Consider the following 13,652-nt stretch of genomic DNA (forward strand, 5'->3'; position numbering starts at 1 on the left):
GGTCTGTTCTTTTTTGCGTGATGCTGGAGAAATATATTACTCCAGCATTTACTGTTTTATGACAAAAAATATTGTTAACTTTTTTTAAAATAAGGTTAAATTCGTTGACAAGTTTTTTGAAAAGCACTTTATTGACATGAGTTTTAGAATGTTGTTTCATAGTCTTTGTATTGAAAAAAATCGACGGTCATGTCGAAAAGTAAAAGTTAAAAAAAGAAAGAATTTATACATATATCTTGTGTCTTATTTTGAAACGTAATACAATATATAGAGAAATCAAGAAACGACATACAGAGAATATAGATTGGAGAGGGAGGGTCGGAAATGTTAGTTGCATATGATTCTATGACAGGAAACGTGAAGCGTTTCATCCACAAATTAAATATGCCGGCCGTTCAAATTGAAGAAGCTCTAGTATTAGATGAAGACTTTATTCTTATTACGTATACAACAGGTTTTGGCAATGTACCGGAACGTGTTTTAGACTTTTTAGAACGCAATAATGAAAAATTAAAAGGCGTATCTGCAAGTGGCAATCGTAATTGGGGAGACATGTTTGGTGCAAGTGCTGACAAAATTTCTACTAAATATGAAGTGCCTATTGTATCAAAATTTGAGTTATCTGGAACAAATAATGATGTAGAATATTTTAAAGAAAGGGTGCGGGAGATTGCGACACATTGAACTGAATAATGAAATCACGCAAATGCAGGACGGTTTTTATCAGCTTCATAAAGATAAAGAGGCATTAGAAGTCTTTATGGAAGAAGCTAGAGAGAATACCGTTCATTTTAATAGCGTGGCAGAGCGAATGGAGTATATGAAAGAACATGATTACTATTACAACGTTCTGGACGAGTATAGCTTGGAGGAAGTAGAAGGAGTTTATAACATCGCTTATGGTGAAAACTTCGAGTTCCAATCTTATATGGCAGCATCTAAGTTCTATAAAGATTATGCGTTAAAAACGAATGATCAAAAACAATACTTAGAAAGCTATGAAGATCGTGTAGCAATTGTTTCATTATACTTAGGACGCGGTGATGTTGCGAAGGCAAAACACTTCGCAAGCATGATTGTAAAACAAAACTACCAACCAGCGACACCAACCTTTTTAAATGCGGGACGAAGCAGAAGAGGAGAAATGGTGTCTTGTTTCTTGTTAGAGATGGATGATAGCTTAAATTCAATCGGCTTTAACATTAATACTGCAATGCAATTATCGAAAATCGGTGGTGGAGTAGCTTTAAACTTATCTAAGCTACGCGCACGTGGTGAGCAAATTAAAGGTATTGATAACGCCGCAAGTGGTGTAGTACCTGTTATGAAATTGCTTGAAGATTCGTTTTCATATGCGAATCAGTTGGGTTAACTTTATGGCTCAACTATAAAACCGGGTCAATTGCTGGAACGCCTGAGTATATCGAGGTAGGATACTACGAAGAAATTACGTAGCGACCCCTGAAAATCCAAGATTGCAGGAAATCAGCAGCCAAGCTCCTAAATCTATTAGATAAGGAGAAGGTTCAACGACCAAGTGGCTATGTAGGTGACTAAGTAGCTCGAACCTGGCTTCTCAAAACAACCAAATTCAAAGGGTATATACAGTTATTATAGTTTATGCCATATTCATGTGCATCAAACATATGATAAATGGTTAAATGAAGAATTTGGCGAGAAGAAGATATGGTCTGAACTCTATAGCGATATAGAGAGGGTAGCAGAAATGACTATCCCCCATACGTTTTGACGATATGGAGTAACAATATGCAACGAAAAGGTGCAGGTGCAGTATACTTAAACATTTTCCATTGGGATATTATTGAATTCCTTGATACCAAAAAAATAAATGCCGATGAGAAGAGCCGTATTCAGTCTCTATCAATCGGAATTATCGTTCCAAGTAAGTTCTTTGAGCTTGCTGAGAAAAACGAACCTTTCCATGTTTTCGCGCCTTATACAGTATTTAAAGAGTACGGAAAACATTTAGATGATATAGATATCGACGAAATGTACGATGAATTAATGAGCAATCCGGAAGTGAAGAAGAAGCCACTAGATATTAGTGCGCGTGATATGCTTATTAAAATTGCTATGATTCAGCTGGAGTCTGGTTACCCATACTTAATGTTTAAATCAAATGCAAATAACCAGCATCCACTGAAGGATATTGGAACTGTGAAGATGTCGAACTTATGTACAGAAATCTTCCAGCTACAAGAAACTTCTGAAATAAATGATTACGGTACAGAAGACATTATCCGCCGCGATATTAACTGTAACTTAGGATCGTTAAATATCGTAAACGTAATGGAAAATAAAGAAATCCGTGAAGCAGTTCATGCGGGAATGGAAGCTTTAACAGCTGTTTCTGATATGACGATCATTCCGAATGCCCCAACTGTGAAAAAAGCAAATGATGAGCTTCATTCAGTTGGACTTGGAGCAATGAACTTACATGGATATTTAGCAAAAAATAAAATGGCTTATGAAAGTGCTGAAGCGAAAGAATTCGCTCGTACATTCTTTATGATGTTAAATTACTACTCGATTGAGAAAAGTATGGAGATCGCTAAAGAAAAAGGCGAGACATTTAAAGACTTTGATAAGTCTGATTATGCAAACGGCACATACTTTGAAAAGTATGAAACGACAGATTACAGCCCAGTAACTGAAACAGTTCAGCAATTATTTGAAGGAATTCATATTCCAACAAAAGAAGATTGGACAAGTTTAAAAGAGCAAGTACAGAAGAATGGTTTATACAACTCATATCGTCTTGCAATCGCTCCGACACAATCGATCAGTTACGTTCAAAATGCAACTTCAAGCGTAATGCCAATCGTAAGTCAAATTGAATCAAGAACGTATGCGAATGCGACAACATATTATCCAATGCCGTATTTATCAAAAGATACGTTCTGGTACTATAAATCTTCTTACGATATGAATCAGTTTAAATTAATTGATTTAATCGCAGAAGTTCAAGAACATATTGACCAAGGAATTAGTACTATTCTTTATGTTAATAGTGATATTTCAACACGTGAGTTAGCACGTTACTACATTTATGCACATAAAAAAGGCTTGAAGAGTCTTTATTATACGAGAACACGTAAATTAAGCGTGGAAGAGTGCGTGGCTTGTACCGTTTAATATAAAAAGTGAGACATTATGAGCAGGGTTTTTCTGAACCCTGCTCATGCTTAGTTATCAATTTTTTATGTTTATTTAGAGAAGGGGCGATTTAATGCGTGCGGTAAACTGGAACAAAAAAGAAGATGATTTTAGTTTAATGTTTTGGAAGCAAAACATCGCTCAGTTTTGGACAGAAGAAGAAATCGCAGTGTCTTCTGACAAAAATACTTGGGCACAATTATCAAAAGAAGAGCAAATTGCTTATAAGCGTGTATTAGGTGGTTTAACACTTTTAGATACGAAACAAGGTGGCGAAGGGATGCCACTTGTACTTGTTCATCTTGAAAATTTACAAGCGAAAAGTGTATTAGCTTTCATGGGCGCTATGGAAGAAGTACATGCGAAGAGTTACAGCCATATTTTCACAACGTTAGCTACTGAAGAAGAAATTGATGATATTTTTGAATGGGTAGATAACCATCCATTACTTGAGAAAAAAGCTGGTATTGTTACTAGTTACTATCGTCGCTTATTAAAGCCTGAAGTAACGAAAAAAGAGTTATACATGGCAATGGTAGCAAGTGTGTTCTTAGAAAGTTACTTATTCTATAGTGGATTCTTCTATCCACTTTACTTAGCAGGTCAAGGTAAATTGACGGCAAGTGGTGAGATTATTAACCTAATAATTCGTGACGAGTCAATTCACGGCGTATTCGTTGGTATTTTAGCACAACAAATCTTCACAGAACTTTCTGCAGAAGAGCAACAAGAAGTACAAACGGAAACGCAAGAGTTATTAATGGAACTGTATGAAATTGAATTGGCATATACAGAAGAAATTTACACTTCTATCGGTCTTGTAGAGGATGTAAATCGTTTCGTTCGTTACAATGCGAATAAAGGACTTATGAACTTAGGGCTTGAGCCGAAGTTTGAGGAAGAAGAAATTAACCCAATCGTTTTAAATGGTTTACGTACAGATACGAAAAACCATGACTTCTTCTCTGTAAAAGGAAATGGTTACGTAAAAGCAACGAATGTTGAAAAGTTAGCAGACGATGACTTCGTATTCAATTTTTAATATAGTGTTATAGAAAAAGCTGTCTTTATAGAAAAGACAGCTTTTTTGCTATGAATAGTTTACATAATGTTATTATTTCATGGAAATATTTTAATCTTGTAAAAGCCCAATTTTTTAGGAAGTGAGAATGAAAAAACAAGGATTAAAGTTGTATTTTTCATATTTAGTCGTATGAGAGATTGAATAACTTATGTCAAAATGAATAAAAAATGAGAAGAAATGAGGACCAACTTCACCTATACGTTCTTTCTAGTATTGAATTTTCAAATGCTAGAAATTTTGGCTTGAAAATTGCATGAATATTTAAAAAGTAACAAAAAGGGAGGTAATACTCGGTGTGATATATAGTTATTTGAAAACGCTTCCTTTTGATTGTCGATTTTTAAATGGAAATTAGATAGAGAACGTAGGAGGAATGATAGGTGGGGAAAGTAGTTGGTTTAAAACGTTCATTAGGGCTTTGGTCAATTGTTATGCTAGGGGTCGGGTATATGACACCGATGGTTGGGTTTGATACATTTGGAATCGTTTCTGAAAAAACGGGTGGTCATGTTCCAGGAGCTTATCTTATTGCATTAGCGGGGATGTTGTTTACCGCTGCAAGCTACGGCAAAATGGTAAAGGCTTTTCCTACCGCAGGATCTGCTTATACGTATACACAGAAGACAATTAGTGCAAGGCTTGGGTTTCTTGTTGGATGGTCCGCGTTATTGGATTATTTGTTTCTACCAATGGTGAACGCACTATTAACGAGAATTTATATGTCAGCATTTTTCCCAAGTGTTCCTAGTTGGGTATGGGTCATTGGCTTTGTTCTCCTGGTTACATTAATAAATATGATTAGCGTAAATGTTACTGCTAATTTCAATACGTTCTTAGTAATATTTCAAGTGTTAGTAATGGCCGTATTTGTTTTTCTAGTTATAAAAGGCTTATTAGCGGGAGAGGGAACAGGAGAAGTTTTTTCCATTCAGCCGTTTTTTCAATCAGATATACAAATATCACCGTTAGTTGCAGGTGCAACAATTCTTTGTTTCTCATTTTTAGGTTTTGATGCAGTAACTACATTTTCAGAAGAGACACCAAACGCCAAAAAAACAATTCCTCGAGCTATTTTTCTTACTGCTTTAATCGGCGGAGTTTTATTCATTACTACAACGTATTTTACACAATCTATGTTTCCAGATACATCTGTATTTAAAAATCAAGAATCAGCATCCCCAGAAATTGCGCTATATGTTGGCGGGAAATTATTTCAAGCTTTCTTTTTAGTAGGAACCCTTATGGGGACACTTGCGTCTGGTTTAGCTTCTCAAACAAGTGTATCCAGGTTATTATACGTAATGGGGCGAGATAATGTAATTCCGAAGAAAATATTCGGATACATTCATCCTCGCTGGAGAACCCCAGTATATAATATTATTTTTGTAGGAATTATTTCGCTCTTCGCTATATTCATTGATTTAGAAACAGCAGCATCTCTTATTAACTTTGGAGCGCTTATTGCATTTACATTTGTTAATTTGTCTGTAATTTCTTACTATATAATCAAGAAAAAAAGATATAAGACGATAAAAGATTTCTTAAATTACTTAGTTATGCCTATTTTGGGTGCTGCTACTGTAGCCGTACTATGGTTTAATCTCAATATCCATTCACTTATTTTGGGACTTTGCTGGGCTGCTATTGGAATTGGGTACCTTCTATATGTTACAAATATGTTCCGTTCAGCTCCTCCGCAAATGCATTTTGAAGAAGCACAGGAAATATAAAAAGAAAAAGGCATCGGATAAGTTCCGATGTCTTTTTTTTATATTTGATAATCATGCAGCATTGCATAAGTCATTCAAAGATTCATAAGTAAAGGGGATGACACGGTATGATTAACGTAGTATTTTCACTTGGCACGATTATTGCTTTGTACAATTAGTAAAAGTATAAAGAGGGGTGTTATCGTGCCGATTCAATCAGAAAAACATACAAATACAGTTGAAGTTGAAAATCCTTTAGAGGAATTTCAAGCTATATTAAAAGAGGCGCTTCATTTTTTAAGTTATCCAGACGAAGTATTCGAATTTCTGAAAAAACCGATGCGTTTTTTAGAAGTAAGCATTCCTGTTCGAATGGATGATGGAACAACAAAGGTATTTCAAGGGTATCGCGCTCAGCATAACGACGCAGCAGGGCCAACAAAAGGTGGTATTAGATTTCATCCAGATGTTACGGCAGAAGAAGTAAAAGCACTTGCTGGCTGGATGAGCTTGAAATGTGGAGTGACAGGACTGCCATATGGAGGCGCAAAGGGCGGGATTATTTGTAATCCACAGGAGTTGAGTTTTAGAGAACTAGAGTTACTGAGTCGTGGGTATGTAAGAGCAGTAAGTCAAATTGTGGGGCCGACGAAAGATATTCCAGCACCTGATATGTATACAAATGCGCAAATTATGGCTTGGATGCTAGATGAATATGACCATATCAGGGAGTTTGACTCTCCAGGCTTTATAACCGGGAAGCCATTAATGCTAGGAGGATCACAAGGGCGGGAAACAGCAACTTCTAAAGGTGTATTGTATACACTTCAGTTAGTAAGTGAGTTAAAACAAATTCCGCTACAAAATATGCGAGTTATTATTCAAGGGTTTGGGAATGTTGGAGGTTATTTGGCAAAATATTTATATGATATTGGTGTGAAAGTAGTCGGGGTATCAGATGCTATAGGAGGAATTTATAATCCAGACGGTCTAGATGTTCCTTATTTACTAGAAAACAGAGATTCTTTCGGTGTAGTATCGAATCTCTTTAGTAAAACAATTTCTAATCAGGAGTTGTTAGAAAAAGAATGTGATGTACTCATTCCGGCGGCAATTGGAGGAGTCATTACAAAACATAATGCAGGAAAGCTTGGATGTAAGATTATCATTGAGGCTGCAAATGGACCAACAACAAAAGAGGCGATAACCATGTTAGAAGAAAAGGGAATTTTGGTTGTTCCAGATATTTTAGCAAACTCTGGTGGCGTGATTGTTTCATATTTTGAATGGTGTCAAAATAACCAAGGATATTACTGGACGGAGCAATATGTTGATCAATGTTTAAAGGAGAAAATTACATCTAGTTTTTCTAACGTACTTGATACTTATAAACGCTTTGGAGTAAATATGAAAATTGCTGCTTATATGGAAGGGGTTCGCAAGATTGTAGAAGCATCGCGCCTAAGAGGTTGGTTGCATTTTTAACCTAAAGGGAGGGCTAAAATGAAACTGGATATTTTATTAGAAGAAGTGGAGAGACAACAAATCGGTTATTACTGTATTGTGTCGAATAGTCATCGTTACGATATAGCTGTTACGTATTCGCAACAGTTTCTTGGAAAAGCAATGGTTACCTCAATTCAAAATGGGAGAATGGTTTTATTAAGCCAAGAAGATATTGGAGAGGAACAATATTGGGCAACAAGGTTAGGCATTGAGGTAGAGGACATAGAAGAGTTTCAAAGCTTTTTCTATATGATTCTTCAGTCACAAAGGTTAGAAGAACAATATTAATAGAATAAAAGAAAGGGATGATTGAGTATGTATTATGATATTATTACGAGTCCGTGTTATGGAATAATTGAAAAAGTGTCTATCGATAAGGATTCTCGAATTTATGAATGGGAGCCATTATTCGCTATTAAAGATATGAATGGTAAACTGGAAGTAATTAAGATGGGATGTAGTGGAGAAGTTCAATCTTTAGAAGTAGAAGCGGGAGATAAAGTAATTCCAGGTATGGTATTAGCTTATATTCAAGAAGATCTTTTCGTTAGTGGTAGTGATTAATGATAGAACTATGAGGAAGATGGAGGCGCTCATCTTCCTTTTTTTATTAAATAAAGAAAGAAATGTTTTATTTTCAGATTAATTAAAAAAATCTGTTTTTAATGATACAATACAAATTAAATAGTTCAAAGGAGGAATAGCAGAATGTTTTCCATCGCTCATACAAAAATTAGACCCATAGTTTCTCTACCTATCGATCAATCTGAAAAGGAATGGAATATAGATGTTAAAAATATAAAAGAATCGTTTCTATTTTTAAAAAGAGGAGAGAAATTATTTGCATACGTTCATGTGAAGGATCTGCTATCAAATAGTAAGGAATTAACTTCTAAGCTATTACTTTCAAATGCTGTTTCACTAGATACAATATGTCATCTTAGTAAAGATATTTCTTTAACAGCTCTTTTTCAAATTATTGGAGCGCCGATTGCCATAGTAAAAAATGAAGTGGATGAGCTAACAGGATATATAAGAAGAGAGGATGTTTTTGCAGAACTATTTAAACAAGAAAATCAGAGTGTTGATATATTAAAAATTATTTTAACGTCTATTCCAATGGGGATTTTTGTAGTAGATCGTGAAAAGAAAATTGTAAATTGCAATGAGTCTGGTTTGAAGATGATTAAATCGACTCCTGAAAAAGTTATGAATGTACAAGCAAAACTGATTTTTAACGAAGAGCACATTAATAACGTATTTACAACGGGAAAAACGATCTTGAATCAATTACAAATCACAAATGAGATGGGTGTATTAGTTGACTATAGTCCAATTCCAAACTTTGATCAAAGTATTGAAGGAATGGTTATTATTGTGCAAGATTTGCCGATGGTCGAGGACATGGCGATGGAAATTGAATATATAAAGGATTTAAATAAAGATTTACATGCAATTTTGTCTAGCATTTATGATGAAATATTAGTTGTTAATCATAAAGGGGAATTAATTCGTTATAGTGAAACTGTTATCAATGATTTTTGGGGGAGTAATTTGAAGGACTTATTAGGAAAAAATCTTTTAGACCTAGAAAAGAAAGGATTATTTAGTCCATCGGTTACGCGATTAGTGTTGGAAAAACAAAAAAAGGTATCAGTTGTACAAGAAACAAAAAGTGGAAGAAAAATATTAGCAGTTGGAAACCCTGTATTTAATGAAAACGGAGAGCTTCATCGTATTATTATTGCCTCCAGGGATATTACCGAAGCAACGAGATTGAAGACGGAATTACATGAAATAAAGAAGATATCAGAGCAATATAAGAAGGAGTTAGATGACTTTAAAAATAAAGATCGCTTTCTTAAGAAGCTTATTTACTGTAGTCCGAAAATGGAGCAAATTATTAACCAAGCTAAAAAAATAGCAGATTTTTCTTCCAATGTTCTTATTTCTGGAGAATCTGGCGTCGGAAAAGAAGTAATTGCTCAGGCAATTCATCAACTTGGAAACCGATCTTCAAAGCCATTTTTAAAATTAAATTGTGGTGCAATTCCAGAAACTTTGCTAGAAAGTGAACTATTTGGTTATACGAAAGGTGCTTTTACAGGAGCCGATAAAAATGGAAAAGAAGGATATTTTAAGCGAGCTGATCAAGGTATTTTATTTTTAGATGAAATTGGAGAAATGCCTTTACATTTGCAAGTAAAATTGCTTAGAGTCCTGCAGGAACAAGAAGTAATTCCTATTGGAAGTACAACACCTATGAAAATAAATGTACAAATTATTGCTGCTACAAATAAGAGCCTTGAAAAGATGGTCGAATCTGGAACATTCCGTGAAGATTTATTTTATCGCCTCAATGTAATTCCGTTGCGAGTGCCTCCTCTACGAGAGCGAATGGAAGATGTTCCGGTACTTGCCTTTCATTTCTTACAACAGTTAAATGAAAAATATAATAAAAATTATCATTTAACTCCAGATGCGCTTAGCTTACTAGAGTTTTACTCATGGCCAGGAAATGTACGTGAATTACAAAATATGATTGAACGTTTAGTAGTATCAGCAGACGATCCAGTAATTGAAGCGGAGTTTGTTAGTAAGTTTTTAACAACTGGTTATGACTTTAAAAAATCAAAACCAGTTATTACAAGAGTATTACCATTACAAGAAGCACTACATTCTGTAGAAGAACAATTGATTTTACTTGCAATGAAGCAGTACAAAACAACGACTAAGGCTGCAAAAGCTCTTGGAATCAGCCAATCTTCAGTGAGTCGTAAATATCAAAAGATTGTTAGTGAAAAAGAGATAGCGGCTGATATCATCTCATATTCCTAAAAAAGGAGAAGGTCACATAGACTTCTCCTTTTTGTGTGTGCTCAGCATGTACATATTCTCTGGGATTCAAGTCCCGAGTGGTGAAGGCGGTAGCGGAAATGATTAAAGTTTCGCTTTATGCAAAATGGAATAGTGTATGCGGAAATGCATAAAATGTTTGTTGTTTTTAAGAAAATAGTCAGTTTATCCCGCTATTTGTGGGCAGTAAAACTCCCACCTCAAAATTCAGGTGGAGCAAAGAAGTTAGGTGGAAGCCCTGCTGTCCGTAAACACCCGATTGGTGAGGGCTAATTAAAGTTTCACTTTATGTATGATTCTTTTGAATTTTAAATATTGGCATGGAAATTGCTTATAAATATATAAACGATCGATGAAGGGGGATTCAATATAGTGCTAGATTTAAAAATGTATGTAAACGGTGAATGGAGAGACTCTAGTGATCAAGAAAAAAGAACGATTATTAACCCTGCGAATGGCAAGGGTATAGCATATGCACCTGAGGGAACGATTGAGGATGCAAAATACGCGATAGAAGTGGCAAGAACGGCTTTCGATAGCGGAATTTGGTCAGCAACATCCACTGCTGAAAGGGCATCATATTTATTTAAAATAGCAGATGAAATTGATAAAAATATGGAAGAATTAGTATACCTTGAAACAATGGATAATGGAAAAACATACCGTGAGGCAGAAGGAGATATTGGAGATGCAGCGGCTTGTTTTCGCTATTATGCCGGATTGATTACAAAGCCAGATGGTCAAACATATCATGTAGCCGATCCGATGCAAGCGATGGTTGTAAGAGAGCCAGTTGGTGTTTGTGGATTAATTGTTCCATGGAATTATCCGCTATTGATGAGTGTATGGAAAATTGCACCTGCTTTAGCAGCTGGAAATACAATTGTGTTTAAACCTTCTGAAGTGACACCGATCACTGCAACAAAACTATTCGAAATCCTTGAAAAAGTAGGGCTACCAAAAGGTGTTGCCAATATGGTAATGGGGGCCGGTCCAATAGTAGGAAATGAAATTGCAGCGAGTAATAAAGTGGACATGATTTCCTTTACAGGTGGAACAAAAACAGGTAAGCACATTATGAGAACAGCGGCAGATAATATGAAAAAGATTTCGTTAGAACTTGGAGGGAAATCTCCAAATATTATTTTTGCAGATGCAGATTTTGAGACCGCTATTGATTATGCTCTATTCGGTATTTATGCAGGTAGCGGACAAGTATGTTCAGCAGGATCAAGAATCCTTGTAGAAGAAAAGATTTATGATAAATTTGTTAATAGTTTTGTAGAGCGAGCACAGCAAATTAACGTTGGGCCTGGTGATAATCCAGAATCAGAAATGGGGCCACTTGTAAGTCAAGAACATATGGAAAAAGTATTACGCTATATTGAAATTGGGAAAGACGAAGGTGCAAACGTTGCTTGCGGAGGTAGACGAATAATGGAGGATGGAAAAGGTGATGGTTTCTTTATTGAACCAACAGTCTTTGTCAATGTAAAACCTGATATGCGCATTGTCCAGGAAGAAATCTTCGGTCCTGTTGTAGTAATTCAAAAGTTTAAAGACGAACAGGAAGCAATTGAGTTGGCAAATGGTACAGACTATGGTTTGGCTGGAGGAGTATTTACAGTTGATGGTGCAAAAGCAATGCGTGTGATTCGCAAACTTCGCGCAGGAATTACGTGGATTAATAGTTATCATCCAACATATAATGAGGCACCTTGGGGCGGATATAAGCAAAGTGGTATAGGTCGTAGTCTAGGAACTTTTGGGTTAGAAGAATTTCAAGAAATTAAGCAGATTAATATAAATCTAGAAGTAGAGCCAATAGGTTGGTTTGCAAATAAAAAAAATGTAGGAGTGAATTAGATGGAAACGAACGTGAAAAATAAATTGAATGAGAAAGAATCAAATGTAAATGAGTATATTACGAAAGTACTACAGTTAATTGAAAAAGAAAAGGTTACTGAAGAAGAGGCAAACTGGATTCAAAAAGAAACAGTAGACGGATTTAGAGAGCATGTAAACCCTGGTTTTCTTGCTTATAGAAAAACAGTAACAAAAGATGGACAATTTGCAGCAGTAGAGTGGTCAGATGAAGGATCTTGTTTCATGGATATTAACGGTAAAAGATATATTGACTGTTTAGGTGGATTTGGAATTTATAATGTTGGTCACCGTAATCCGAAAGTGGTAAAAGCTGTGACAGATCAATTAAAACGTCAAGCATTGCACAGTCAGGATTTACTGGATCCACTTCGAGCAATGCTTGCAAAGATTTTAGCGGATATTACACCTGGTGATTTGAAATACGCCTTCTTCACAAATAGTGGAACAGAAAGCGTAGAGGCAGCATTAAAACTAGCAAAAATGTATAGTGAACGAACAACTTTCATTGCTACAACGCGTGCTTTCCATGGTAAGAGCCTTGGTGCTTTATCTGGGACGGCAAAAGGAATGTTCCGTAAGCCATTTTTACCATTAATTCCGGGTTTCCGTCATGTTCCGTTTGGCGATATTGAAATGATGAGAAAAACATTTGAGACATGTGCATTAGTAGGAGAAGATGTTGCAGCAGTTATTTTAGAACCAATTCAAGGAGAGGGCGGTATTATTTTACCTCCAGAAAATTATTTGAAACAAGTACGAGAGCTTTGTGATGAGTTTGGATCACTCCTTATTTTTGATGAAGTACAAACTGGAATGGGACGTACAGGAAAAATGTTTGCTGCAGAATTATATGATGTAGTGCCGGATATTATTTGTCTTGCGAAGGCGTTTGGTGGAGGTGTAATGCCGGCGGGAGCTATTGTTGCGAAAGAAACAGTATTCAAAAGTTGGTTTGAAAATCCATTTATGCATACAACGACATTTGGAGGAAATCCTCTTGCATGTGCTGCTGCAATTGCAACAATTCATGTATTATTGGAAGAGAAATTACCGGAACGAGCTATGGAAGTTGGGGAGTATTTCTTAAAAGGATTGAAACAAGCAGCAGAAGGACACGAAGATAAAATCTTTGAAATTCGTGGTCAAGGTTTAATGATTGGGATTGAATTCCATAAAGACGAGATTGGTTATGAAGTGTCAAAGGCGATGTTTGATCAAGGAATTCTTGTTGCGGGAACATTAATTAATTCAAAAACTATTCGTATTGAACCATCCCTTACAATTAGTTATGAAGAAGTAGATACAGTTATTAATACGTTTAAATCTGTGCTAACTCAAGTAAAAGTAAAATAAATTTTGTATAAGGTTATATGTGAATTCAAACGATTGAAACTATAATTAGAATAGATTTACCTGTATGTTATTACAGGAAG

At 35.6% G+C, this 13,652-nt stretch carries 9 protein-coding genes and 2 pseudogenes; all 11 read left to right on the forward strand.

All coding sequences use genetic code 11. The features are described 5' to 3' along the window. The first annotated feature begins 324 nt into the window (after positions 1–324). The 11 genes and pseudogenes from nrdI (at position 325) to I6L50_RS13105 (ending at position 13,572) form a co-directional block, all read left to right on the forward strand. The gene (gene nrdI / locus I6L50_RS13055; protein ID WP_105584136.1) at positions 325–684 is read left to right on the forward strand and encodes a class Ib ribonucleoside-diphosphate reductase assembly flavoprotein NrdI; all 360 of its coding nucleotides are present in this window, start codon (positions 325–327) and stop codon (positions 682–684) included. Beyond that, positions 671–1,369, forward strand: a pseudogene (locus I6L50_RS13060) (ribonucleotide reductase N-terminal alpha domain-containing protein); the annotation flags it as partial. The gene nrdI and the pseudogene I6L50_RS13060, both read left to right, overlap by 14 nt. A 401-nt stretch (positions 1,370–1,770) precedes the next feature. After that, a pseudogene (locus tag I6L50_RS13065) lies at positions 1,771–3,156 on the forward strand (ribonucleoside-diphosphate reductase subunit alpha); the annotation flags it as partial. A gap of 94 nt (positions 3,157–3,250) precedes the next feature. After that, on the forward strand, positions 3,251–4,219 hold the full coding sequence (gene nrdF, locus I6L50_RS13070; RefSeq protein ID WP_002011508.1) for a class 1b ribonucleoside-diphosphate reductase subunit beta: 969 nt from the start codon (positions 3,251–3,253) through the stop codon (positions 4,217–4,219). Between the two features lie 422 nt (positions 4,220–4,641). After that, on the forward strand, positions 4,642–5,991 hold the full coding sequence (locus I6L50_RS13075) for an APC family permease (RefSeq protein ID WP_016093021.1): 1,350 nt from the start codon (positions 4,642–4,644) through the stop codon (positions 5,989–5,991). A 183-nt stretch (positions 5,992–6,174) separates the two neighbouring features. Next, positions 6,175–7,455 carry a Glu/Leu/Phe/Val family dehydrogenase gene (locus tag I6L50_RS13080; protein ID WP_219301780.1) on the forward strand — a complete coding sequence of 427 codons (1,281 nt, stop codon included), beginning with the start codon at positions 6,175–6,177 and terminating at the stop codon, positions 7,453–7,455. Positions 7,456–7,473: 18 nt separating this feature from the next. Continuing rightward, complete coding sequence (locus tag I6L50_RS13085; RefSeq protein WP_000762559.1) at positions 7,474–7,764, forward strand: SAV0927 family protein; 291 nt, start codon at positions 7,474–7,476, stop codon at positions 7,762–7,764. A gap of 27 nt (positions 7,765–7,791) precedes the next feature. Then, complete coding sequence (locus I6L50_RS13090) at positions 7,792–8,040, forward strand: biotin/lipoyl attachment domain-containing protein (RefSeq protein ID WP_002011502.1); 249 nt, start codon at positions 7,792–7,794, stop codon at positions 8,038–8,040. 144 nt (positions 8,041–8,184) lie between these two features. After that, positions 8,185–10,314 carry a sigma 54-interacting transcriptional regulator gene (locus tag I6L50_RS13095; RefSeq protein ID WP_219301781.1) on the forward strand — a complete coding sequence of 710 codons (2,130 nt, stop codon included), beginning with the start codon at positions 8,185–8,187 and terminating at the stop codon, positions 10,312–10,314. Positions 10,315–10,704: 390 nt separating this feature from the next. Beyond that, entirely contained in the window at positions 10,705–12,198 is a 1,494-nt protein-coding gene (locus I6L50_RS13100) for an aldehyde dehydrogenase family protein (RefSeq protein WP_113936986.1), read from the forward strand. Then, positions 12,199–13,572, forward strand: a complete 1,374-nt coding sequence (locus I6L50_RS13105) for a putrescine aminotransferase (protein WP_219301782.1) — start codon at positions 12,199–12,201, stop codon at positions 13,570–13,572. The last annotated feature ends 80 nt before the right edge of the window (positions 13,573–13,652 follow it).

Origin of the sequence: Bacillus sp. FDAARGOS_1420, from assembly GCF_019344915.1 — a bacterium.
Taxonomy (GTDB): domain Bacteria; phylum Bacillota; class Bacilli; order Bacillales; family Bacillaceae_G; genus Bacillus_A; species Bacillus_A mycoides.

Excerpts from the sequence above, each read along its gene's own strand:
- nrdI (WP_105584136.1), top strand. The coding sequence starts at position 325 with ATGTTAGTTGCATATGATTCTATGACAGGAAACGTGAAGCGTTTCATC.
- nrdF (WP_002011508.1), top strand. The coding sequence starts at position 3,251 with ATGCGTGCGGTAAACTGGAACAAAAAAGAAGATGATTTTAGTTTAATG.
- I6L50_RS13085 (WP_000762559.1), top strand. The coding sequence starts at position 7,474 with ATGAAACTGGATATTTTATTAGAAGAAGTGGAGAGACAACAAATCGGT.
- I6L50_RS13090 (WP_002011502.1), top strand. The coding sequence starts at position 7,792 with ATGTATTATGATATTATTACGAGTCCGTGTTATGGAATAATTGAAAAA.
- I6L50_RS13095 (WP_219301781.1), top strand. The coding sequence starts at position 8,185 with ATGTTTTCCATCGCTCATACAAAAATTAGACCCATAGTTTCTCTACCT.
- I6L50_RS13105 (WP_219301782.1), top strand. The coding sequence starts at position 12,199 with ATGGAAACGAACGTGAAAAATAAATTGAATGAGAAAGAATCAAATGTA.